The organism is Halomarinibacterium sedimenti, assembly GCF_019312585.1.
In the GTDB taxonomy this organism is placed as follows: Bacteria; Bacteroidota; Bacteroidia; order Flavobacteriales; family Flavobacteriaceae; genus Halomarinibacterium; species Halomarinibacterium sedimenti.
This window is the reverse complement of sequence record NZ_JAHWDP010000003.1, coordinates 36,398-61,220: the sequence shown is the minus strand read 5'-3', so window position 1 is coordinate 61,220 and position 24,823 is coordinate 36,398. Positions and strand designations below refer to the sequence as shown.

Annotated in this window: 21 protein-coding genes, 1 other RNA gene and 1 pseudogene; 10 read left to right on the top strand and 13 right to left on the bottom strand. The window is 35.5% G+C overall.

What is annotated here, in order from left to right; translation table 11 throughout:
• Positions 1–12: 12 nt before the first annotated feature.
• Positions 13–1,749, bottom strand: a complete 1,737-nt coding sequence (locus tag KXJ69_RS07395; protein WP_219052366.1) for a DNA polymerase III subunit gamma/tau — start codon at positions 1,747–1,749, stop codon at positions 13–15.
• A 94-nt stretch (positions 1,750–1,843) separates the two neighbouring features.
• Here KXJ69_RS07395 and rnpB point away from each other — a divergent pair.
• Positions 1,844–2,162, top strand: an RNA gene (gene rnpB, locus KXJ69_RS07390) — RNase P RNA component class A.
• Here rnpB and KXJ69_RS07385 read toward each other — a convergent pair.
• The 4 genes from KXJ69_RS07385 to KXJ69_RS07370 are packed head-to-tail and all read right to left on the bottom strand — an operon-like array spanning position 2,161 to position 4,658.
• Positions 2,161–2,532, bottom strand: a complete 372-nt coding sequence (locus KXJ69_RS07385) for a hypothetical protein (protein ID WP_219052365.1) — start codon at positions 2,530–2,532, stop codon at positions 2,161–2,163. The genes rnpB and KXJ69_RS07385 overlap by 2 nt on opposite strands.
• A 56-nt stretch (positions 2,533–2,588) precedes the next feature.
• Complete coding sequence (gene rsmD, locus KXJ69_RS07380) at positions 2,589–3,125, bottom strand: 16S rRNA (guanine(966)-N(2))-methyltransferase RsmD (protein ID WP_219052364.1); 537 nt, start codon at positions 3,123–3,125, stop codon at positions 2,589–2,591.
• Complete coding sequence (locus KXJ69_RS07375) at positions 3,125–3,889, bottom strand: DUF3822 family protein (RefSeq protein WP_219052363.1); 765 nt, start codon at positions 3,887–3,889, stop codon at positions 3,125–3,127. Before KXJ69_RS07375 ends, rsmD begins: the two co-directional genes overlap by 1 nt.
• Positions 3,890–3,914: 25 nt before the next feature.
• Positions 3,915–4,658, bottom strand: coding sequence for a hypothetical protein (locus KXJ69_RS07370; RefSeq protein ID WP_255571286.1), 744 nt, complete (start codon positions 4,656–4,658; stop codon positions 3,915–3,917).
• A gap of 124 nt (positions 4,659–4,782) precedes the next feature.
• Here KXJ69_RS07370 and KXJ69_RS07365 point away from each other — a divergent pair, with 124 nt between their 5' ends.
• The 6 genes and pseudogenes from KXJ69_RS07365 to KXJ69_RS13690 all read left to right on the top strand — a co-directional run bounded on the left by KXJ69_RS07365 (position 4,783) and on the right by KXJ69_RS13690 (position 10,739).
• On the top strand, positions 4,783–6,207 hold the full coding sequence (locus KXJ69_RS07365) for an ATP-dependent DNA helicase (RefSeq protein ID WP_219052362.1): 1,425 nt from the start codon (positions 4,783–4,785) through the stop codon (positions 6,205–6,207).
• 1 nt (position 6,208) lies between these two features.
• On the top strand, positions 6,209–6,790 hold the full coding sequence (locus tag KXJ69_RS07360; protein WP_373422838.1) for a DUF4126 domain-containing protein: 582 nt from the start codon (positions 6,209–6,211) through the stop codon (positions 6,788–6,790).
• Positions 6,791–6,893: 103 nt separating this feature from the next.
• A complete protein-coding gene (kdsB, locus tag KXJ69_RS13800; protein WP_373422837.1) occupies positions 6,894–8,723 on the top strand; it encodes a 3-deoxy-manno-octulosonate cytidylyltransferase in 1,830 nt (609 codons plus the stop codon).
• 12 nt (positions 8,724–8,735) lie between these two features.
• On the top strand, positions 8,736–9,272 hold the full coding sequence (locus KXJ69_RS07350) for a 1-acyl-sn-glycerol-3-phosphate acyltransferase (protein WP_219052361.1): 537 nt from the start codon (positions 8,736–8,738) through the stop codon (positions 9,270–9,272).
• Positions 9,273–9,323: 51 nt separating this feature from the next.
• A pseudogene (locus KXJ69_RS07345) lies at positions 9,324–10,466 on the top strand (choice-of-anchor B family protein); the annotation flags it as partial.
• 6 nt (positions 10,467–10,472) lie between these two features.
• The gene (locus KXJ69_RS13690) at positions 10,473–10,739 is read left to right on the top strand and encodes a T9SS type A sorting domain-containing protein (RefSeq protein WP_308701038.1); all 267 of its coding nucleotides are present in this window, start codon (positions 10,473–10,475) and stop codon (positions 10,737–10,739) included.
• Between the two features lie 47 nt (positions 10,740–10,786).
• Here KXJ69_RS13690 and KXJ69_RS07340 read toward each other — a convergent pair whose 3' ends face one another.
• The 5 genes from KXJ69_RS07340 to gcvT are packed head-to-tail and all read right to left on the bottom strand — an operon-like array spanning position 10,787 to position 14,711.
• Positions 10,787–11,503, bottom strand: a complete 717-nt coding sequence (locus tag KXJ69_RS07340; protein ID WP_219052360.1) for a YebC/PmpR family DNA-binding transcriptional regulator — start codon at positions 11,501–11,503, stop codon at positions 10,787–10,789.
• 51 nt (positions 11,504–11,554) lie between these two features.
• Complete coding sequence (locus KXJ69_RS07335; RefSeq protein WP_219052359.1) at positions 11,555–11,836, bottom strand: 4a-hydroxytetrahydrobiopterin dehydratase; 282 nt, start codon at positions 11,834–11,836, stop codon at positions 11,555–11,557.
• Between the two features lie 2 nt (positions 11,837–11,838).
• Positions 11,839–12,699, bottom strand: coding sequence for a sugar nucleotide-binding protein (locus tag KXJ69_RS07330; RefSeq protein ID WP_219052358.1), 861 nt, complete (start codon positions 12,697–12,699; stop codon positions 11,839–11,841).
• Positions 12,700–12,701: 2 nt separating this feature from the next.
• Positions 12,702–13,619: a glutaminase gene (locus KXJ69_RS07325; protein WP_219052357.1), complete on the bottom strand. Its 918-nt coding sequence runs from the start codon at positions 13,617–13,619 to the stop codon at positions 12,702–12,704.
• Positions 13,620–13,628: 9 nt separating this feature from the next.
• Positions 13,629–14,711: a glycine cleavage system aminomethyltransferase GcvT gene (gene gcvT, locus KXJ69_RS07320; RefSeq protein WP_219052356.1), complete on the bottom strand. Its 1,083-nt coding sequence runs from the start codon at positions 14,709–14,711 to the stop codon at positions 13,629–13,631.
• 103 nt (positions 14,712–14,814) lie between these two features.
• Between gcvT and KXJ69_RS07315 the strand changes: the two genes are divergently transcribed.
• Positions 14,815–16,365: an NAD(P)H-hydrate dehydratase gene (locus KXJ69_RS07315; RefSeq protein ID WP_219052355.1), complete on the top strand. Its 1,551-nt coding sequence runs from the start codon at positions 14,815–14,817 to the stop codon at positions 16,363–16,365.
• 29 nt (positions 16,366–16,394) lie between these two features.
• On the opposite strand, the gene KXJ69_RS07310 is transcribed toward KXJ69_RS07315, so the two are convergent.
• The gene (locus KXJ69_RS07310; protein ID WP_219052354.1) at positions 16,395–17,399 is read right to left on the bottom strand and encodes a TlpA family protein disulfide reductase; all 1,005 of its coding nucleotides are present in this window, start codon (positions 17,397–17,399) and stop codon (positions 16,395–16,397) included.
• Between the two features lie 104 nt (positions 17,400–17,503).
• Between KXJ69_RS07310 and hutH the strand changes: the two genes are divergently transcribed.
• Positions 17,504–19,015, top strand: a complete 1,512-nt coding sequence (hutH, locus tag KXJ69_RS07305; protein ID WP_219052353.1) for a histidine ammonia-lyase — start codon at positions 17,504–17,506, stop codon at positions 19,013–19,015.
• Between the two features lie 14 nt (positions 19,016–19,029).
• On the opposite strand, the gene KXJ69_RS07300 is transcribed toward hutH, so the two are convergent.
• Both KXJ69_RS07300 and KXJ69_RS07295 read right to left on the bottom strand, forming a co-directional pair.
• Positions 19,030–19,398, bottom strand: coding sequence for a hypothetical protein (locus KXJ69_RS07300; protein WP_219052352.1), 369 nt, complete (start codon positions 19,396–19,398; stop codon positions 19,030–19,032).
• A gap of 46 nt (positions 19,399–19,444) precedes the next feature.
• Entirely contained in the window at positions 19,445–22,000 is a 2,556-nt protein-coding gene (locus KXJ69_RS07295) for an ATP-dependent Clp protease ATP-binding subunit (RefSeq protein WP_219052351.1), read from the bottom strand.
• Positions 22,001–22,260: 260 nt separating this feature from the next.
• Here KXJ69_RS07295 and gyrA point away from each other — a divergent pair, with 260 nt between their 5' ends.
• A complete protein-coding gene (gene gyrA, locus KXJ69_RS07290; protein WP_219052350.1) occupies positions 22,261–24,813 on the top strand; it encodes a DNA gyrase subunit A in 2,553 nt (850 codons plus the stop codon).
• The last annotated feature ends 10 nt before the right edge of the window (positions 24,814–24,823 follow it).

The window sequence follows — 24,823 nt, the reverse complement described above, 5'->3', positions numbered from 1 at the left end:
TCCTTTTCCATTCTAAATATCTAGATCAAATTCTTTTCGTAAATTTTCAATAAGTGGATTCTTTTCACTCAACTTTTGAAATTTTTCCATAGGAGTGTATGCATATCGTTTAATTTCGGTTTCATCCACTTCAATAGAAAGGTCAATCTCATAATTTTGAAGGGTAGAACGCAAGTACGTGAGCAATTTTGTTTTTGCCCTTTCTACTTCTACTTTTATGGTACTATTTGGGAATACCAGATGAATTAAACTTCCTTCCAGCCTAGGAACTCCCATGGTTAGGTGAGAATGCATGTTAAATTGTCCTTGTTTTTCAAGTTTTTTGGTGTATTTCTGCCAAACTTTAATAAAATCTTCTTCCGAAAAATCTTCAGTAGGAAGCGCATCTTGATCTGGTTGCTGTGATACCAGCACTTTTTTAATGGCTTGCTTTTTCTGAATGCTTTTTAATGAAAAAGCTGAAACTTTTTGCGCATTGCGCTCGGCTATAATTTGTGGTCGGTTGAGTACAATTTTCTCTTCTTCTTTTACAGTCTCAACCACTACTTCATTTTCTGAATCTTCTTCAGTTCTTGCTTCAACTTTAGTTTCGTCTTCTTCTTTTGAAGCTAATTTTTCAATTAAATTTTCAGAAACTTTAAAAAAGGAGGGAGGAATTATCTTTAGCTTGTCGTTAGGATTTTTTTTTTCAGCCTCGTGCGTAAGAGACCCTAATTGGAGTAAGCATAGTTCTACTAATAGTCGTTGATTTCGGCTGTTTTTATATTTTAAATCACAACTGTTGGCTAACTCAATGGCATCTATTAAAAACGCTTGTGATGCCTGAACAGATTGTTTTAAATACATTTCTTTTACCTGTTCACCCACCTCCAACAAATCGATAGTTTCTTTGTTTTTACAAACCAAAAGATCCCTGAAATGTGAAGCTAACCCCGAGATAAAATGGTGCCCATCGAATCCTTTTGCTAAAATGGCATCAAATTGAATGAGCGCTGATGGAATCTTGTTTTCCATTAGCAACTGAGTCATTTCAAAGTAATAGGTGTAGTCGAGTACGTTTAAATTCTCCGTTACAGCCTGTCTCGTGAGTGTTTTGCCAGAAAAGCTAACAACCCTATCAAAAATTGAAAGCGCATCTCTCATGGCTCCGTCTGCTTTTTGAGCAATGATATGAAGTGCATCATCTTCGGCGTCTATTTCTTCGGCTTTTGCAACTTCAGCTAACTGTTGTTTAATATCATTTACAGTGATTCTTTTAAAATCAAATATTTGACAACGCGAAAGGATAGTAGGTATAATTTTGTGCTTTTCGGTAGTTGCTAAAATAAATATAGCGTGCTTAGGAGGTTCTTCTAGTGTTTTAAGAAAGGCATTAAAAGCAGCAGAAGAGAGCATATGTACCTCATCGATAATATACACTTTATATTTTCCAACTTGTGGTGGAATTCGAACCTGATCGATAAGATTTCGAATATCATCTACCGAATTGTTTGAAGCAGCGTCAAGTTCAAAAATATTGAAGGCAAAATCTTCATCTTCTTTGTGGTTTTCATCTGCATTAATCTTTTTTGCTAAGATTCTAGCACAGGTAGTTTTTCCAACACCTCTTGGGCCGGTAAACAATAATGCTTGCGCTAGGTGATTATTATCTATGGCATTTTCTAAAGTCTTGGTAATAGCTTTTTGCCCTACAACACTTTCAAAAGTGGAGGGACGGTACTTTCTAGCTGATACAATAAAATGTTCCATAGAAGAGAAACAAATATAAAAAGGTAGGAGAAGTTTTCTAAAAAACTAGCAGTCTATTTTCTCTTAGTTATTAACATTTTGAAGTACTTTTGCCAACGCAGGCCGCCTTATCGCTCCCGTGTAAATGCAGGAGAGGAAAGTCCGGACACTAAAGGGAAGCATAGCGGCTAACGGCCGTCGTTCTGCCTTGGCAGAATAGGACTAGTGCAACAGAAAGAATGTACAGGTAATGCTGTAGTGAAATCATGTAAACTCTATGCGGTGAAATGTCACGTAAACCTACGCTTGAGGGTTCCCGCCCGATGTAGGAGGGTAGGCAGATGGATCCCACTAGTAATGGTGGGGCCAGATAAATGATAGGGGTCGCGTCATTAGGCGAGATACAGAATCCGGCTTATAGGCCTGCTTTTTTTATTCGGTCAGTAATTCTCGAGACCAATCAATGGCTTCCTCAATAGAATTAAATATCTCAAAAGGACCACTGTAGAATTTTTTTTCAAATCTGGCGGTTTGCTTGCTTTGTTGGTTATAACAAACAACCGCTATGCCTACCAGGCTTGGATGTCTTTTTGATTTCAGAAGATTGGGGTCTAGGCTATAGTCATTTTCTCTATTTGCTATAGAAACAAATGGTTTTTCGCTGTAGTAGGTATTAAATATTTCAAAAAATGTATCTAATTGTTTTTGTGTTAAGGTAACACCCTCACCAATTGACGAAATAACATAGTTTTCATACAAGTGAATAGTAGCAAAATCAAGTTGAAATATATGAAGTGCCTTCATTTTAAAAAGAAATAAAAGTACTGAAAACCAATTGCTTTACTCAAATTTTGATGGTGTTATTTTTGAAAAAAACTAAAAACCGATCCACCATATCTTCTGTCTTCTTGAAAGTAATTAACTTGTGATAAATCAATTTCTTTGGAATGTTCAAGAATTAAAACACCTTCTTCAGCAAGCCAATTATTATGCATTATTTTATGAACAAGCTCTTCAAGGTTTTCTTTCGGAAAAGCATAGGGAGGGTCTGCAAAGATTAAATCGAATGGTCCATTTTGAAAATCTAAATACTTGAAAACATCTGCCTTAAAAGTTTGTATTGGCATGTCTAATTCGGCAGAAGTCTTTTTAATAAAGTTTATACAACCAAAATCGGTGTCAACAGCTATAATTTCCTTTGCTCCTCTAGAAGCCAATTCAAAACTAATATTTCCTGTGCCAGCAAAAAGTTCTAAAGCTTTAATTTCTTGAAAAGAAATTCTATTATTCAGAATATTAAATAAGCCTTCCTTAGCAAAATCTGTAGTAGGTCTTACTGGTAAGCCCTTGGGGGGATTAATTCTTCTGCTTTTATGTTTGCCTGAAATTATGCGCATTAGCTATGAACTTTTAAAACAAAGTTTTTATGATTTTCTTCATTTTCAACGGTATAAGCGGTTTCTTCTATAAAGGAAATGTTTCTAACATATCTATATAAAAGTTCATATAATGGGCTTGGATTATCAATATTACCACTTAACACAACATCTACTTGATCTGGATTTAAATGAAGTTGCTCAAAGGCAAAAAGCGTAAAATAAAGGAAATCTTCTGGCGACTTAAATGGATAACTATTGCAGAGTTCAACTTTCCCTTGCGATATAGCCAAACAATCAAACCAATCTTTTTCTACGTTTAAAAATACTTTGGATTTGATAGTGTATTTTTCTCTATCTAAAAAATGCTTTAGTAATACTGTCGCGCTATGGAAATATTGGAAGTTTCCAAATTTCTCAAATAAGTAGTTATTTATATTTACAAAGGGAACATAAACCACTTGAATATCGTGACTTTCAACCAAATCATGACTAACAAAATCATTTGTAAGAATCTTAGTGTTAAATTTTAAATACTCGCTTGCTTTAGATTCGTCAAAAAGAGAGGAAGGGACTAGGGTATAAAAGTGCGAGCCAAAAATGACACTTACTTTCGAAAAAGTTTGGGAAAGTCTTTCCTCTTCTGTAAAAGCTTTTTTCAATTCCTCCAATAATTCCTCTGGTGTTCTTGCAGATTCAAAGGTTCTTTCAATAAGCAAAGCTTTCCTAGATTCTGAGGATAGAATTAAAAAAGAAAGTCCGTACAAAGTTACTTGAACGGACAATCGATTTACTTGGTTGGTATTTATATTATTTGTCTTTAACAGAATCGTATAGTTTAGGCCAGTTACCACTTGTATTTACTTCATTTAGGGAGCCAACTTTTATATAAGGGCCATTCACTCCGTCGACCGAGTTAACTTGCTTCTCTTGTGTTATCAAGTCTTTGTTAAGTCCTTCAAGAATAATATCCTTAGACACTTTTGCTTCAAAAACAGAATATACCCCGTCATTCTTTTTAAGTTTTTTCGCCGCTAATTCAAAATTCTTGTCGGTACCAGGAACTTTCATCATTGTTTTATAACGATCACTTTTTTGGTAGATAGAATCTTTAATACTTGTAAATCGAAGGGTGTCTATAATAATATCCTCAATGTAATATCCTCCTTTATATGGATCAAGTCCAAACGCTTTGTTTTTTTCAACATCTGCGTAACTTGTATCTCTTCTTGAAGTAATAGCAAATTTGGCGGTGTCTAGGAATTGCACTAAGCTATCAAAATCGCCAGTAAATTTTCCATTCAATTCTTGGTAGGCAAGCTGTCCCGCTTTAATATCCTTAAGTTTGGCAATAACCTTTTTATATCTTTCTTCCTTTTCCTGATTAAAATGTACAGGACCAATGATAGATTGGTATAGTTGATATCCCAAATAGGCACAAAGTACTAGTAACACTATTGAAATTAAAGTATTGAATTTTGGGTTCACAAATTTTGCCACTAGAATTGCAAAACCTATCATTACAACGATGCTAAGAACAATGATTAAAATCATATTGAATAGTTGAAGAGTTATTTATTATTTACAAGCTAAGCAAATCTACAATTTTTTTTTAATCGTAAAAGTATATTCCGAAAAAAACCTAAGTATCTTTACCTCTTAATTCTTCAATTTTATAATGGACGTTACACAATTTTATGGTTTACTGAAAAGCGATTTTCCGCACACCGTAACGCCCAAGCAAGATATAGCCTTGCAATTACTAGCAAAATTCAGCCTTGAGGAATCCAAAAATTCTCTTTTTTTATTAAAGGGATATGCAGGAACAGGTAAAACAACACTTACAAGTACATTGGTAAAAAACCTTTGGAAAGCTAAAAAATCACCCGTTTTATTGGCTCCTACGGGTAGAGCTGCAAAAGTTATTAGCAATTATAGCCAAAAGGAGGCTTTTACCATCCATAAAAAAATATACTATCCAAAGGCCGAAAAAGGGGGAGGAGTTTCATTTACACTACAACCGAATAAGCACAGGAACACTATTTTTATTGTAGATGAAGCTTCCATGATACCCGATATTGCAGCCGACTCCAAGCTTTTTGAAAATGGTTCGTTACTTGATGATTTAATGCAATATGTCTATAGCGGATTTAATTGTAAATTATTGCTCATTGGTGATACCGCACAGCTTCCGCCAGTAAAATTGGATATCAGTCCAGCCTTGGATAAAGAAACACTCCATAATCATTACAATAAAGAAGTTGTTGCTATTGAGCTTGATGAAGTGGTGAGACAGCAAAAAGAAAGTGGCATTTTAATAAATGCCACCAAGATGCGGGAAGCTATTGATTCTGGTTTTTTTGAATCATTTAAATTTGAAAATAAGAATTTCCCAGAAGTTATTCGACCTGTAGATGGTCAAGAAGTGATGGATGCTATAAATGATAGTTATTCGCAAAACGGAAATGAAGAAACAGTTATCATTGTTCGCTCGAACAAACGTGCTAATTTATACAATCAAAATATTAGAAATCGTATTCTCTTTCAAGAGGAAGAGCTTTCCACAGGGGATTATTTAATGGTGGTCAAGAATAATTATTTTTGGGTAAAACCACATTCTGAAGCGGGTTTTATTGCCAATGGCGATATCATTGAAGTACTTAGAATAAATGCTTTTAAAGAAATTTATGGATTCAAATTTGCTGAAGTAGAAGTGAAAATGGTCGATTATCCAAAAATGAAACCTTTTGAAACGGTTTTGCTTCTAGACACTCTTACATCAGAAACACCATCACTCTCCTATGAAGATTCAAATAAATTATACGAGGAAGTAAAAAAGGATTTTGCCGATGTAAAATCGAATTACAAAAAGTTCCTCTCCATTAAAAACAATAAATATTTTAATGCATTGCAGGTAAAGTTTTCATACGCCATCACGTGTCATAAATCGCAAGGGGGACAGTGGAATACAGTATTTGTTGAGCAACCCTATTTACCAAACGGAGTAGATAAAGAATATCTTAGATGGTTATACACAGCGGTAACTCGTGCAAAAGAGAAGCTTTACTTATTAGGCTTTAAAGATGATTTTTTTGTAGATTAGAATGATGGATTCAGTTGATATTTTATTCAGTGTATTTTTAGGAATAGGGTTAGCTGCAGCCGTTGGGTTTCGTGTTTTTCTACCACTTTTGGTACTTAGCCTAGCAGGCTATTTCGACTACATTCCTTTAAATGAAAATTGGATGTGGGCAGGAAGTTTAACCGCGGTTATTACGTTATCTGTCGCAACTCTTGTTGAAATTTTTGGTTATTATATTCCGTGGGTAGATAATGTACTTGACACTATTGCTGTGCCTCTTGCCGCTGTGGCTGGAACAGCCGTTATGATGGCTACTGTGAGTGATTTAAGTCCGCTGGTAACGTGGTCATTGGCCATCATTGCTGGAGGCGGAACAGCTGCTGCTATTAAAGGAAATACCTCTGCAATTCGTTTAACATCTTCTGCAACCACAGGAGGCTTGGCAAACCCAGTTGTCGCCACAGCAGAAACTGGAACTTCTGTGCTAATGTCTTTAGTATCAATAATTTTGGCGCCGTTAGCCTTTATGTTGGTCTTGTTTATTTTCTACTTGATGTATAAATTTTATAAAAAGCTTCGGAAAAAAAACACTCCAAGAGTTTAATCTTATTATTTTTGATGGCGAAAAAGGTGCTTTTATTTCATTTTAAATTGAAGCAACCTTTTTAACTAGAATACATCTTAACAATAATACTCTAACCTCAAGAATGAAGATAATTGCAATGATTCCAGCGCGGTATGGCGCCTCAAGATTTCCCGGAAAATTAATGCAAGACTTAGGTGGAAAACCTGTCATTGTAAGAACCTATGAAGCAGCAAAAGAGACAGAACTTTTTGATGAAGTATATGTAGTTACAGACAGCGATATTATTTTCAAAGTTATTGAAGAATCTGGTGGTAAGGCAATTATGAGTAAAAAGGAACATGATTGTGGGTCTGATAGGATTGCAGAGGCTGTTGAGAATATGGATGTGGATATTGTGGTTAACGTTCAAGGTGATGAGCCCTTTACTAGTAAGTCTGGATTGGAGCAAGTACTTTCAGTATTTAATGGAGCAGATGCGGAGAAGATTGATTTAGCGTCTTTAATGACCGAGATTAATGACTGGAAAGAGATTAGTGACCCCAATGCGGTAAAGGTAATTGTCGATAAAGATAATTTTGCGTTATACTTTTCACGATCTCCAATACCATACCCTCGAGATAAAAATGTAGCAGTTCAGTATTATAAGCATAAAGGTATTTATGCATTTAGAAAAAATGCGTTGATGGACTTCTATCGACTCCCCATGCGTAGTACCGAAGCTGCAGAAAAGATAGAATGTATTCGTTATTTAGAATATGGAAAAAATATAAAGATGGCCATTTCAAATACTCAAGGAATAGAAATTGATACTCCGGAAGATCTAGTTAGAGCAAATAAAGTATTAAAGGAAACCAAAAATGTTTCAGTTAATAATAAGTACCGAAACTTCCCAATGGTGCCTAAAGTGGTTTTTGGAAGTGGTAGTTTTGATCAATTAACATCCATCATTTCTCCAGAACGGAAAGATAAAGCTCCGTTTATATTTATTGTAGATGATGTTTTTAAAAACAATCAGGAATTCATCAATAGGATGAATCTAAGATTTAACGATAAATTGCTATTTGTCTCTACGGCACAAGAGCCAAAGACAGAGCAGGTAGATAGTATTGTTAAAAATATAAAAGCAGAGTTTACATATGCTCCGTCAGGAATTATTGGGATTGGAGGAGGAAGTATTTTAGATCTAGCAAAGGCTGTTTCATTAATGCTAACCAATAAAGGAAGTGCTGCAGATTATCAAGGATGGGATTTAATTAAAAATAAAGGAATCTATCACGTAGGAATACCTACAATTTCTGGAACAGGAGCTGAAGTTTCAAGAACTGCTATACTTACGGGTCCCGAAAAGAAACTAGGTTTAAATAGTGATTTTACACCCTACGACCAAGTAATTTTGGATCCAGAACTTACTGTTGGAGTACCCAAAAATCAGTGGTTTTATACAGGAATGGATTGTTATATCCACTGTGTAGAATCATTAAATGGTACCTTTTTAAATGAATTTAGTAAGAGTTACGGAGAGAAAGCCTACGACTTATGTATGCAAATTTTCTTAGAAGACAATCTTACAGAACAAGAATCCCGCGAAAAATTGATGATGGCCTCTTGGCATGGAGGGATGAGTATTGCTTACTCTCAAGTAGGAGTAGCTCACGCCATGAGCTATGGACTTTCCTATGTTTTAGGAACAAAACACGGAATTGGAAACTGTATTGTTTTTGATTACTTAGATGAATTTTACCCGGAAGATGTTAAGATTTTCAAGAAAATGAAAAAAATCCATAACATTGAAATTCCACAAGGTATTTGTAGCAATCTTACGGAGTCACAAATGGAAAGTATGATTGACATTGCTCTTAGCTTAGTCCCGTTATGGGAAAATGCTCTTGGGGATGATTGGGAAGCTATCGCAACTCGTGACAAACTTCGCAACTTATATCTTAAAATGTAGTAAATTGCCCATATGGGGTTACCAAGCTATATTTTTAAGAATATTCTAGGGTGGAAAATTGAGGGAAGTTTTGATCAAAACATCAAGAAAGCTGTTGTAATAGTAGTCCCTCACACTAGCTGGCACGATTTCTTTGTTGGCCTATATGCCCGAAGGGCATTAAAAACACAAATCAATTATGTAGCTAAAAAAGAACTTTTCACTTGGCCATTCTCTTACTATTTTAAATGGACAGGAGGCGCTTCCCTTGATCGCACTCCTGGACAAAACAAAGTTGAGGCAATTGCTCAAATATTTCATAAAAAAGATGAATTTCGGTTAGCGATGGCTCCGGAAGGCACCCGAAAAAAGGTAGACAAGTGGAAAACGGGCTTTTACTATATTGCCAAAGAAGCCAATGTGCCAATTATTCCAGTAGCGTTTGATTACGGAACTAAAACCGTGAAAGTAGGGAAGCAATATTACACCACTAATGATATGGAAAAAGACATGAAGGCACTTCGCAGTTTTTATGACGGTGTAGTGGGAAAGATCCCGGCATATACCTGATAACTTTCATTATGAATATTTATTTGTAGTTTTAAGGAAATTTGATTTCCCATGAAAACTTTCTTTTCAATTATTGCCTTTATTATATTTTTTAATGGTTCAGCTCAAATTCCATGTGAGAATGGATTTGCAGGTTCGTTTCCTTGCAATAATTATGATTTAATTTCCCAAGTACCATTATCGGTGATGAATTCAGTTAAAGCCAATGACTCTTGGGGTTGGACAGATCCACTTGATGGAAAGGAATATGCCATCATTTGCCTTAATGAAGCTACGGCATTCATTGATATTTCTGATCCCTTGAATCCATTATACTTAGGACAATTGCCCGGTAATAGTCCAGATCATATGACTTGGAGAGACGCTAAAACCTATGATAATTATGTTTTTATTGTAAGTGAAGATAGTAATCATGGTATGCAAGTGTTTGATCTCACACGACTTAGAAATGTTTCCAATCCTCCAGAAATTTTCAGCGCAGATGCATTGTATACAGGATTTGGTAATTCTCATAATATTGCAATAAATGAGGAAACGGGTTTTGCTTATGTGATTGGTTCATCCACCTTTCAAGGTGGAGCACATTTTATAGATATTTCAGACCCAATTAATCCAATAGGAGTAGGAGGCTATGAAAATGATGGATACACACACGATGCACAAATTGTTATATACAATGGCCCAGATTCAGATTATCAAGGACAGTAAATCATGTTTGCCAGCAACGAAACGGAAGTAGCCATAGTTGATGTGACCAATAAGTCCAATCCAGTTACTATTTCTACGATTGATTACAATAATGTTTCCTATACACATCAGGGGTGGCTAACAGAAAATCAGCGTTATTTTCTTTTGGGGGACGAAACAGACGAAATAGATTTTGGAAACAACTCTAGAACCATCATTTTTGATTTTGAAGATTTAGATAACCCTCAATTTCATTTCGAATATTTTTGGCTTACACCAGCAACAGACCATAATGGTTATATAAAAGGGGATAAATTCTATTTGGCTAATAATGCTGCTGGTTTGCGAGTGCTAGATATTTCAGATATCGCAAATGAAAATGTAGTGCTTGATGGTTTTTTTGACAGCTACCCCACAAATGATGCCGCTGGATTTAATGGTTCGTGGAATGTTTATCCTTATTTTGAAAGTGGACATATTGTAATAAGTGATAGGGCAGAGGGATTTCTTTTGGTGAAACCTTCGGAAGTACTTTCGTTAGCAGAAAATGACAAAAATACCTTTTCAATATATCCCAATCCTGTAGAAAATTATTTAACCATCAATAGCTCAAATGAAAAAATTGAAACTGTTCAAATTGTTGACTTAGCTGGAAAGATAGTATTCAACCAAAGTTTTAAAGAAAGTTCAGTCGAGGCTATTTCCACCACCTTCCTTGATAGTGGACTTTATATGGTTGTTCTGAACAATGCCCAAAGATTTAAAATTATTAAAGAATAAAAAAAGCGGCTTGAGAAAGCCGCTTTTAATTTATTTAAATTGTTTTGTTATTCCCCTTCATCCATGGTATGGTAGACGTTTTGCACGTCATCATCTTCTTCAATTTTTTCTAAAAGTTTTTCTACATCAGCAACTTGCTCTTCAGTTAGGGATTTTGTAACCTGAGGAATACGTTCAAATCCCGAAGACAGGATTTCAATAGTATTTTCTTCAAGATAATTTTGAATCGCTCCAAAACTTTCAAAAGGAGCATAGATTAATACACCGTCTTCGTCTTCAAAAATTTCTTCTACACCAAAATCAATTAACTCTAACTCGAGCTCTTCCATATCCATTCCTTCGGCTTGAATTCTAAAATTGCAAACGTGATCAAACATAAATGATACCGAACCAGAAGTGCCTAAGCTTCCGTCGCATTTATTGAAGTAGGAGCGAATGTTTGCTACGGTACGAGTATTATTATCGGTTGCAGTTTCAACTAAAATAGCAATTCCATGAGGAGCATAGCCTTCAAAAAGGACTTCTTTAAAATCACCCTGACTTTTATCTGTGGCACGCTTTATAGCACGCTCGACATTGTCTTTGGGCATATTAACTGCCTTTGCATTTTGAATCACTGCTCGTAGTCTGGAATTTGCATCTGGATCTGGACCGCCTTCTTTAACAGCCATCACGATGTCCTTTCCAATTCTAGTGAATGCTTTGGACATCGCAGACCAACGTTTCATTTTTCTTGCTTTTCTAAATTCAAAAGCTCTTCCCATAGAGTATAATTTTAACTACAAATTTAAAAAATTGGCTTTTATGACCAAGTGTTACCCTGCTAACTCATCAATTATTTTTGCTAGCTTAAAATCCTTTTCGGTTACCCCATCGGCATCGTGAGTGGAGAGGTTGATTTCTAGATAATTATAAACATTTGTCCAGTTTGGGTGATGGTTTAGTTTTTCTGCTTCAAATGCTATGCGGGTCATTAAACTAAAGGCATCTTTAAAACTATTAAACTCAAATGAGGTTTGAAGCGCATTGTTTGCATATTCCCATTCATTGAGTTCTTTTAGTTTGGTTCGTATTTGTAATTCGGTAAGTGGTTTCATGACTATTTTGCTTTTAACGTAATAATTTCATCTTTAAGGGTACTGTCTGCAATCACTTCTTCTAATGTAATCCTATAATTTTTTGGTAATAAATTTACTTTTGGTAAAATGGCTAAAAAGTGATCGTCATTTCTACTGAAAACATTCTTAAAGATAGGTTTTTTGTGACTTATTTTTTCTGAGATATCCCTAAAAAGTTCATCGTGATGCATCACATCTTCACTTGAAAGATGAAAAATTCCGTTTAAATCCTTATTTATAATGTAGTGAATTTGCTGAGCCACTTTACTTTGTGTTGTAGCACTTACAATAAGGCTTGGAAACACCTCAAAAGCAGCTTGATGTTTAATAGCTTGCTTTAACTGAATTATAATGGGTGAGGTAACTCCCAGAACAAATGGAAGTCTGGCAATTACAAATTTCTCTTTAGGTAGTTGTCGAATGAGTTTCTCAACGGAAAGCTTCAACTTACCATCCAAACTTTCAGCTAGGGGAGCATCATTTTCATACGAAGGAAAATCTCCTTTGGCATCAAAAACGTGAGCGCACGAAATGTAAATTAACCTACAATCTACATTCGTTACATAATTACATAAAAGTTCATGTGTTTTTAATACCGTTTTAGTATCGCCTTTTATTGCTGAAATAATTATGGAAGGTCGAACTTCGTTAAGAATTTCGATTATAGAATTTTCTTCAGCGATAAACTCAAAAAACACCTGGTTTTCAGAAAATAATCCCTCTTGTGAAGCGTAGGTTCCGTAGACATCGTAATAGGGAAGCAGTTCTTTATATAAAGTATTGCCTATAAAGCCACTCGCTCCTATAATAAGAATTCTATTATGTATGACGGGTTTGATCAAAATTAAAAAATGGAAAGGTTTGATTGTGTTGTAAAGGATTCTAAAGCTAACATACCAAGCTTCGAGTTTCCTTTTGGGTTTAACCCAGGAGACCAACACGTGATTATAAATGTTCCAGGGAGAAGTGCTACAATTCCACCGCCCACACCACTTTTTCCAGGTAGGCCTACTTCAAAAGCAAATTCTCCTGCCTCATCATAAAATCCGCAAGTAAGCATAATGGCATTAATTCGCTTTACTTGGCTAGAAGTTAAATAGGTTTTATTATTTAAGCACTTTCCTTTATTGGCAAATAAGTAAAAGGCATTTGATAGTTGCTTGCAGTTCATTTCTATAGAGCATTGATGAAAATAGAAATCTAATACTTCATCAACGTCATTTTCAAGATTATTAAAAGATTTTAAAAGGTTGGCTGCGGCAAAATTTGTATAGCCTGTCTTGGCTTCAGAAGCAGCTACTTCATAATTAAAATCAATAGTTTGGTCATTGGCCAAATCTCTTACAAATTGTAAAAATTCTTCTTTTGGGTTTTTTAATTCAGAAATTAAAATGTCGGCAATGACAATAGCACCGCTATTAATAAAGGGGTTTCTAGGAATTCCTTCTTCTAACTCTAATAACGATAAATAGTTGAATGGATTTCCAGAAGGCTCAACATCCATTCGTTTTAGTATTTTATTGGCTCCAAGGCAATTAAAGGCCATAGCCAAGGATAACACTTTAGAAATACTTTGTATGGAAAATTTTATATCCCAGTCACCCACGCAATAATCATTACCTTCTAGCATATTGAGGTAAATGCCAAAATGATTTTTATCGACTTTCGCTAATTCTGGAATATACGTTGGTACTTTTCCTTTTTCAGAAGTTTTTTCAGCCTTTTCTTTAATTGATTCTAAAATTTTTTGAAAATCACACATAGAATCTAATTAGCCTTTATAAAATGGCAGTTTTACAACGGTAGCTGGAACAGCATTTTTTCTAATTTGTATATGAATTTGGGTGCCTGGATCTTTAAAAATAGTAGGCACGTATCCCATTCCAATTCCTTTATTTAGTGAAGGAGACATTGTGCCACTCGTAACATTTCCAATTACTTTACCGTTTCCATCTACAATATCATAACCTTGCCGAGGAATTCCGCGCTCGTTTAACTCAAAAGCAACGAGTCTTCGCTCTGGGCCCTTTTCTTTTTCTTTCTGAAGATTTTCAGCATTGATAAAATCTTTGGTGAATTTGGTAATCCATCCTAAACCGGCTTCAATAGGTGAGGTGGTGTCGTCTATATCATTTCCATAGAGGCAGTATCCCATCTCCAATCGAAGCGTATCGCGCGCGGCTAAACCAATGGGTTTAATTCCATAGGCTGCACCCGCTTCAAAAACTTTATTCCAAACTTGTTCAACTTCGCTATTCTTACAATAAATTTCGAATCCACCACTACCTGTATAGCCAGTTGCACTTATCATTACATTTTCAATGCCAGCAAAGTCGGCAACTTTAAAATGATAAAACTTTATGGCATTTAAATCTTCACTTGTTAAGGATTGCATCGCCTCAACAGCCTTTGGACCCTGAATAGCAAGCAACGAAAAATCTTCAGATAAATTACGAAGCTCTGCACCCATAGAATTGTGTTTGCTTATCCAATTCCAATCCTTTTCAATGTTGGAGGCATTTACCACCAACACCCATTTTTCGGCATTAATTCTATAAATGATTAAATCATCAACAATACCGCCTGTATCATTTGGTAAACAGCTATACTGTGCTTGGTAATCTACCAATTTTGAGGCATCATTACTGGTAACTTTCTGAATTAGTTCAAGCGAATGGGGTCCAGAAACTAAGAATTCGCCCATGTGTGACACGTCAAAAACCCCAACACCGGTACGAACGGTTTCGTGTTCGGCGGTAACTCCTTCATAAGAAACAGGCATATTATAACCTGCAAAAGGCACCATTTTGGCTCCCAATTTTTCGTGAACGTGAGTAAGTGCAGTATTCTTCATCTCTTTAAAAATTTTGGCAAATGTAACTATTCTTCAAAAAGGGAACGTGTAAATTGTTTGATTGTTTTCAACAAGGGTAGTAACTTGCATAAAAAATGAGCGAATGAAAATATTTTCTTCAAAACAGCTTTATAATGCCGACGAGATTACTTGTGAAAAGCAAGGAATTTCCTCTGTGGATTTAATGGAGCGAGCAGCAACCCAAATATTTAATTGGCTACATCAGCGTATGCAAGGAGCTCAAGTTCCCATTCATATATTTTGTGGCATTGGAAACAACGGTGGAGATGGATTGGCATTGGGAAGATTGCTTATTGAGAGCGGTTATAACGTTAATATCTATGTCGCAAATTTTACAGACAAGCGATCGAAATGTTTTCTAATTAATTATGACAGGGTAAAAAGTGTCACAAAAAAGTGGCCGGTTTTAATGAGATCTGAAGAAGATTTCCCAGAAATCCATCCAGATGATATTATCGTGGATTGTTTGTTTGGAATAGGTTTAAATCGTGCGCCTGAAGGGTGGGTAAAAGCATTAATTCAGTATTTAAATGCTCAAAAAGCCTTTCGATTATCTGTAGATATCCCCAGTGGTATTTCGGCTAATGAACCCTTATTAGATGCAGATGCCGTAGTAAAAGCTAACCATACGCTAACCTTTCAAGCACCTAAGTTGTCGTTTTTTTTACCCGAAACTGGGGTGTTTGTACCCTATTTTGAAATACTTGATATTGGGTTGGATTCGGAACATCTTTATAATGAAAAACCATTAGCACAACTTATTTACAAACCTCAAGCGCAACAATTCTATAAACAACGAGAAAAATTTGCCCATAAGGGGGTCTACGGTCATACATTGGTTGTGGGTGGAAGCAAAGGAAAAATGGGTGCAGTATCATTTACTTCAAAAGCGGCTTTGAGAGTAGGAGCAGGTTTAGTTACTGCGTATGTTCCTAAATGTGGGAATGATATACTGCAAATTTCGGTTCCGGAAGTTATGACTGTGACCGATTCTTCGGAATTTCATATTTCAAAAGTTATTCTTGATTTTAAGCCAACTACTATTGTAGCAGGAATGGGAATGGGGCAGCATACTGAAAGTTGTAAAGCTTTAAAGGATTTGTTTACTGAAATACTCGAAACATATTTTGTTATTGATGCGGATGCGATTAACTGCATTGCAAATGATAGAACATTATTGAAAGTGCTCCCGAAACAAAGTATCCTAACACCTCACGAAGGAGAACTGAAAAGACTTTTGGGCGAATGGAAAAATGATTTCGATAAACTCGAAAAAGCCAAAGAATTTTCAAAAAAGTTTGAGGTGGTTATCGTGTTAAAAGGAGCTCACACGATTGTGGTAAATGGCGACAATCTTTATATAAATAACACTGGAAATCCTGGAATGGCAACGGCTGGTAGTGGCGATGTTTTAAGTGGAATGATTGCAGGGTTATTGTCTCAAGGCTATGACCCGTTACTTGCAGCTGTCTTTGGTGTGTATTTACATGGAAGTGCTGGAAATTTAGTTTCTCAAGAAAAAGGCTTTGAAGCATTAATTGCTAGCGACATCATAGAACATATAGGAAGTGCTTTTTTAATGTTATTTCAAAAAGAGGAAATGCCTCAAACAGAATCAGAGGAAGAGGCATAAAAAAAGCTCCATATTTGGAGCTTTTAAATCTATAATAATCCGTTAAGCATTTCTTTAAGCTTGGGATTTGAAGGTCTCGGAGCATCTGGTGTTACAATGTTTCCGCTAGGATCTATAAGTATAAATCGTGGAATACCATTTATGTAATAGTCTTTTACAAATTTGGAATTCCAATCATTGTCTGCAAATAATTGTACTCCACTTAATTCTTTTTCACTTACCATAGCAACCCATTTCTCATGGTCTTTTGCTTTGTCTATAGAGATACTTACAAAAGCAATATTTTTGTTGTGAAATTCTTTTTCAACTTCTTTTAGATATGGAATTTCAACTTTACAAGGTCCACACCAAGTAGCCCACACATCTACATATACATATTTGCCTTTTAAGTCTACTAGACTTGAAGTGCCTCCAGCGTGGTTTTCATAACCTTCAAAGGTAGGAGAGGGGGTCCCCGCGGGTAGGTTTTCTCTTAGTGCAATTAACTCGCTTAAATAACCTTTGTATGCCTTAATATTACCTTGAATGCTTTTTTTGGAACTATTCACAACCATAGTATCTAAGTTCTGTTTTGTATCTACAAATTGAGATAATTCACTTTCAATAGATGAAAGTTTCATATCTAATGTTTCTTGGTTGTAGTCGTCTACATCAATGTCGAAAAGTTTCTCTTCCAATAGGGATTTTTCAGCTAGAAAGTTATTGTTTTCGGCTCCAATTCCTTCATATTTTATGGTTTCATCAAACATTTCGGTGTCAAGTGTCATTGTAATTTCGTAACCGTTTTTCAGAAAAACACGAGTACCTTCTACACCGTCATTAAAAGAATAAAGCCCTGGTTTTAGTTTTAATGTATCACTAAAGGTACCGTCTTCATTTACTAGAATGGTTTTTGAATACTCCTTGCTTCGAATTTTAATAGTATCACTATTTTTATTCTTTATTTTTCCTGAGAAACTTACGTAATCCTTTTCTACGGGTTGATTGCAGGATATGAATAAAATTGAAACAAATGCAAAGATTGAATATTTCATAATTATTTGATTTACACTGCGAAAATAGTTTTTTGTTTAATGCAAAGGCAAATTTTATAAAAACCTTCACATTAAATTGTACTTTTGCGAAACAACCCCTTTTTATGGAAACAATCCATTATATAAGTTCAGACTTACTTACCCTTGCTACTATTAAGGATATTTTAGATACCAATAAAAAGCTTGATTTATCTGAAGAAGCTGTTTTAAATATTAAAAAATCGCACGAGTATCTTCAAAAAAAGATTAAACAAAACGACACCCCAATTTATGGAATAAATACAGGGTTTGGTTCTCTTTGTGATGTAAAAATATCTTCTGAAAACCTTTCAAAGTTACAGGAAAACCTTGTGATGTCACATGCATGCGGTACAGGAAATTTGGTGCCTAAGGAAATAGTAAAGCTTATGCTTTTACTTAAAATACAATCGTTAAGTTATGGTTATAGCGGAATACAATTGGAAACCGTAACCCGCTTAGTAGATTTTTATAATCATGACGTAGTGCCAGTAATTTATGAACAAGGAAGTCTTGGTGCGTCTGGAGACCTAGCTCCATTGGCACATCTTTCGTTGCCACTTTTAGGTAAAGGAGATGTTTATGACGGAGATAACATTATTGCGTCAGACAAAGTTCTTAAAAAGTACAATTGGGAGCCCATTGTGTTGCAAGCAAAAGAAGGATTGGCATTATTGAATGGTACTCAGTTTATGAGTGCCTATGGAGTATATTGCCTTTTGAAAGGATATAAATTATCTTATTTAACCGATTTAATCGCTTCTATCTCTATTGATGCTTTTAATTGCAACATGAGTCCCTATAATGCCTTGGTTCATATGGTGCGACCCCATCGCGGACAAGTAAAAACTGCAGAACAAATTTTAGAATTTTTAAATGGAAGCGAAATAGCAGCTTCAGAAGATAAAAAAGTACAAGATCCATATTCGTTTCGCTGTGTACCTCAAGTCCACGGGGCAAGTAAAGACACCCTGCATTTTGTACATAGGACCTTTAAAACTGAAATGAATTCGGTTACAGATAACCCAAATATTTTCATAAAAGAAGATACAATAATTTCTGGCGGAAATTTTCATGGACAACCGTTAGCATTGGCTTTAGACTATTTGGCAATCGCCTTGGCGGAATTGGGTAGTATTTCTGAAAGGAGAACCTACCAATTAATTTCAGGTCTAAGAAATTTGCCAGCTTTTTTAGTGGATAACCCAGGTCTCAATAGTGGGTTTATGATTCCACAATATACAGCAGCTAGTATTGTAAGTCAGAATAAGCAATTAGCTACTCCAGCTTCGGTGGATTCTATTGTTTCTTCTAATGGGCAAGAGGACCATGTAAGTATGGGAGCTAACGCAGCTACGAAATGTTATAAAGTATTAGAGAATTTAGAAACCATACTTTCTATAGAATTAATGAATGCTTCTCAGGCATTAGAATTTCGAAGACCAAAAAAATCTTCCTCATTTATTGAAACATTTCTAGAAAGTTATAGGAAAGAAGTTTCTTTTGTTTCTGAAGATCGATTGTTAGCTCTTGATATAAAAAAGACACAATCTTTTTTAAAAAGTTTTATTATTGAAAATGAGTTGCTTTTTGAATAATTGTAAACCGATAATTAATTTTCTATAAGCTCTTTTACCCAGCGTATCGCCTCATCCAATTCTTTAAAAGCTTTTGATGGTTTTTTAATAAAGAATTGTTCAAAATCTGAATTTTTTAATCCCTTGCTATTACCTGTAACGATTGCAAATCCAACAAGATTCTTAATTTCAGCTACATCTTTATAAACAGTGGGATCAACAGAATAAGAATGGATTCTATGAGTTATATAGCCAAAAGAATCATTAGGAAAATGCTTTACGGCAAGTTCGATGATGGTATCACTATTTTTTTTATCAATAATAACCCCTTCAGCAATTATTGCCATTACATAGAAGTCATGTATATGAACTTCTCCAAACTTTAGCTTATATAACTTTTTCAAAATTATAACTGTATTCTACTAAAGATATGAAAAAGTAAAAAAAAAGCTACGATTCCGTAGCTTTTTTCTGTTTCTTAATTTTAATGGTCAATTCATCCTTTTTCTCATCGAGATCCATGGTAATGGTATCTCCTTCTTTTAAGGTTGCATTGATAATCTCTTCGGCAAGTGCATCTTCAATGTATTTTTGTATGGCTCTTTTTAAAGGCCTTGCACCATAGTCTTTGTCAAAACCTTTATTAGCAATATAATCTTTTGCTTTATCCGTAAGATTTAAAGTGTAACCAAGATCTAGAATTCTATTGAATAATTGATTTAGTTCAATATCAATTATCTTATGAATATGTTCTCTTTCTAGCGGATTAAATACCATTACATCATCAACACGATTTAAAAATTCAGGGGCAAAGGTTTTCTTTAACGCATTTTCAATAACACTTTTTGCATTAGAATCTACCTGACTTGCTTTAGCGGCAGTGCCAAATCCAACCCCTTGACCAAAATCTTGAAGTTTTCGTGCACCAATATTAGAAGTCATGATAATGATCGTGTTTCTAAAATCAATTTTTCGACCCAAACTATCAGTAAGGTATCCATCATCAAGCACCTGTAATAACATATTGAAAACGTCAGGATGTGCTTTTTCTATCTCATCCAAAAGCACAACTGCATAAGGTTTTCTTCTAATCTTTTCGGTTAATTGTCCACCTTCTTCATACCCAACATAACCTGGAGGCGCACCAACAAGTCTAGATACCGCGAATTTTTCCATATATTCACTCATATCTATTCTCACTAGCGCATTATCGCTATCAAATAGTTCTCTGGCCAATACTTTGGCAAGTTGGGTTTTACCAACACCCGTTTGACCTAAAAATATAAAAGAACCAATTGGCTTGTTAGGATCTTTTAATCCAGCTCTGTTACGCTGAATGGCTTTTACCACTTTAGAGACAGCTTCATCTTGACCAATTACCTTTCCTTTAATACGGTCGGGTAGGGCAGCAAGCTTTGTGCTTTCCGTTTGAGCAATTCTATTTACGGGAATACCGGTCATCATGGAAACGACTTCGGCAACATTTTCTTCGTCCACTTTTTCACGGTGTAGCTTTGATTCAGTTTCCCAAGCTTCTTGAGCATTCAATAATTCTTTTTCAAGATTTTTTTCATCATCCCTTAGCTTGGCAGCCTCTTCATATTTTTGTTTTTTGACTACAGAATTTTTCTGTTCTCTAACTTCCTCAAGTTTTCCTTCAATTTCCAAAATCTTTTCTGGAACGTGGATATTTGTTATATGCACGCGAGAACCCGCTTCATCTAAAGCATCTATAGCTTTGTCCGGAAGAAAACGCTCGGTCATATATCTATTAGTTAACTTAACACAAGCAATTAAGGCATCATCTGTATAGGTTACGTTGTGATGTGATTCGTATTTGTCTTTTATATTCTGAAGAATCTCAATAGTTTCCTCTACCGAAGTAGGCTCAACTAAAACCTTTTGAAAACGTCTTTCTAAGGCACCATCTTTTTCAATATATTGTCGGTACTCATCTAGAGTCGTGGCTCCAATACATTGAATTTCCCCTCTTGCCAAAGCAGGTTTAAACATATTAGATGCATCCAGAGAACCCGTAGCTCCTCCAGCACCCACAATGGTATGAATTTCATCAATAAATAGAATGATATCATCATTTTTCTCTAGCTCGTTCATAACCGCCTTCATTCGTTCTTCAAACTGTCCACGATACTTCGTTCCTGCTACTAAACTTGCAAGATCAAGAGTTACGACACGCTTATCGTATAAAATTCTTGATACTTTTCTCTGAATGATTCTAAGCGCTAATCCTTCGGCAATAGCCGATTTACCAACACCAGGTTCACCTATAAGCAATGGGTTGTTTTTCTTTCGTCGGCTTAAAATCTGCGACACACGTTGTATTTCATTTTCTCTTCCCACGACAGGGTCAAGTTTGCCATCTTCTGCAAGTGAGGTTAAATCTCTCCCAAAATTGTCTAGAACAGGTGTTTTTGATTTCTTTGTTCCTTTGGCACCCGAAGCACTGGCAAATAAGTTTTCCTTATCACTATCTGCAGCAGAATTGTCATCATCTTCGTTTGAGAATTCTGAAGAAGTAGGTTCTATATAATCTTTATCTTCTGTAATCATAGATTTAAATTGATCTTTTACCCCATCGTAATCTACTTTCATTTTATGAAGCAATTTTGTAGTAGGGTCATTTTCATTTCTTAAAATACACAATAGCAAATGGGCTGTATTAATAGAATTACTTTGAAATAGCTTTGCTTCTAAAAAAGTAGTCTTTAAAGCACGTTCTGCTTGTCGTGTTAGGTGTAAATTTTTTTTATCATTTGCAGTATTGGCTGCATTTGGGTTTGCTGGACTAAGAATTTCTACTTTTCTGCGTAAATGATTTAAATCCACATCAAGTGCATTTAATATAGTCACCGCTTTTCCATTACCGTCTCTTAATAGTCCAAGCATTAAGTGTTCTGTGCCAATAAAATCATGACCTAAACGCAAGGCTTCTTCCTTGCTATAAGCAATCACGTCTTTTACTCTTGGCGAAAAATTATCATCCATAAACTGGGGTCCTTCGGTATAAATTTATTAAAAATAAAGTATGATAACGGCAAAATTTGTGCCTTATTGATAAAGCATAAGTAAAAGGAAACAAAATTGCGTAAATATCAAAGGCTAAAGTACGATAGTTATTAACGGTTTGCAAGCCAAAATTTGTTAATAAAAATGTGAATTTTACCCTTCAAAAGACCTTATTAAACCTACAAAATGCTGTATATTGCTCACTTAGTTTAATCCTCTAAAAATATAGTTAAATACTTATGGCTGAAGGCGAAAAATTAATCCCGATTAATATAGAAGATGAAATGAAATCGGCGTACATCGATTATTCGATGTCGGTCATTGTGTCACGTGCTCTTCCAGATGTTAGAGACGGTATGAAACCCGTTCACCGAAGAGTGCTCTTTGGCATGCATGAATTAGGAGTTAGGGCAAATACCGCACATAAAAAATCCGCAAGAATTGTAGGAGAAGTTTTGGGTAAATACCACCCGCATGGAGATACCTCGGTGTATGATGCCATGGTGCGTATGGCCCAAGAATGGAGTTTGCGTTATATGTTGGTCGATGGACAGGGGAACTTTGGATCTATTGATGGTGATAGCCCTGCGGCCATGCGTTATACCGAGGCACGAATGCAAAAGATTTCGGAAGAAATGCTTGCCGATATCGATAAAGAGACGGTAGACCACCAACTCAATTTCGATGATACGTTGCAGGAACCTACGGTTTTACCTACAAAAGTTCCTGGGTTACTAATTAATGGTGCATCAGGGATTGCAGTAGGGATGGCAACCAATATGCCTCCTCACAACCTTTCGGAAGTTATAGACGGAACTATTGCTTACATAGATGATAATGATATTGATATTGATGGGTTAATGCAACATGTGAAAGCACCAGACTTTCCAACAGGTGGTGTCATTTATGGTTACGAAGGGGTTCGAGAAGCTTTTCATACAGGTCGTGGAAGAGTTGTTTTACGTGGTAAAGCAGGATTTGAGGAAGTGGATGGGAGAGAAGCCATTATTGTTACAGAAATTCCTTATCAGGTGAATAAGGCAGATATGATTAAGAAAACTGCCGATTTAGTTAACGATAAAAAAATTGAAGGGATATCGAATATACGCGATGAGTCCGATAGAAACGGAATGCGCATTGTGTATATATTAAAGAGAGACGCAATTCCTAATATTGTTCTTAATATGCTGTATAAGTATACAGCGCTTCAGTCTAGTTTTAGTGTTAATAATATTGCTCTTGTAAACGGACGTCCACAAATGTTGAATCTAAAACAATTGATTCACTATTTTGTAGAGCATCGTCATGAAGTTGTCACAAGAAGAACTGAATATTTACTCCGTAAGGCTGAAGAAAGAGCACATATTCTTGAAGGGTTAATCATTGCTTCAGATAATATAGACGAAGTAATTAGATTGATTCGTGCTTCTGCTAATGCCGATGAAGCCAGAGAGGCATTGATAAATGCTTTTGAACTTTCAGAAATACAAGCAAAGGCAATAGTAGAAATGCGTTTACGCCAATTAACTGGCCTAGAGCAGGATAAGCTTCGTAGTGAGTATGAAGAATTAATGAAAACTATTGAAGATTATAAAGACATTCTTGCCAAAAAAGAGCGTAGAATGGAAATTATAAAAGAAGAACTTGCCGAAATAAAGGAAAAATTTGGTGATGAGCGGCGTTCAGTAATCGAATATGCTGGTGGTGATGTAAGTATTACAGATTTAATTGCAGATGAAAAAGTAGTGATAACTATTTCACACGCGGGTTATATTAAACGTACTTCTCTTACCGAATATAAAACACAAAATAGAGGAGGGGTTGGACAAAAGGCTTCAGCAACACGAAATGAAGATTTCCTAGAACATCTATTTGTGGGGACAAACCACCAATACATGTTGTTCTTTACCCAAAAAGGAAAATGTTTCTGGATGCGTGTATTTGAAATCCCTGAAGGAAGTAAAACTTCAAAAGGAAGAGCAATACAAAACCTCATCAATATTGAGCAAGACGATAAAGTAAAAGCCTTTATATGTACCCAGGATCTTAAAGATGAAGATTATATTAATAGCCATTATGTAATTATGGCGACTAAGAAAGGACAAGTAAAGAAAACACCACTTGAGCAATATTCTAGGCCTCGAACCAATGGAATTAATGCCATTACCATTCGTGAGGATGATGAACTTTTGGAAGCAAAACTAACTACCGGTGACAGCCAAGTAATGTTGGCACTGCGTTCAGGAAAAGCCATTCGTTTTGAAGAGGCTAAAACAAGACCTATGGGTAGAAATGCCTCAGGAGTTCGTGGAATTACACTAGCCCATGATAAAGATGAAGTTATTGGAATGGTTACTATTGAAAATCCTCAGGAGGAAACGGTGTTGGTAGTTTCAGAAAATGGTTATGGAAAGCGTACCTATATTGATGACCCAGAGGATGGTGAAGCAGTATATAGAATTACAAATCGCGGTGGAAAAGGTGTAAAAACTATTTCCATTACCGAAAAAACAGGTAATTTAGTAGCTATTAAAAGTGTAACAGATACCGATGATTTAATGATTATAAATAAATCTGGAATCGCAATTAGAATGGAAGTGGAAGATTTACGAGTTATGGGACGTGCTACTCAAGGGGTGCGTTTAATAAAAGTAAAAGGAGATGATTCTATCGCAGCTGTGGCCAAGGTAATGCAAGATGATGATGACGATGCCATTGAGGATGAAACCTTAGATATTGAAAATGGCACATCTATTGATACTACCGATGAACAAACCGAAAACAACGAATAAATTAAATTTC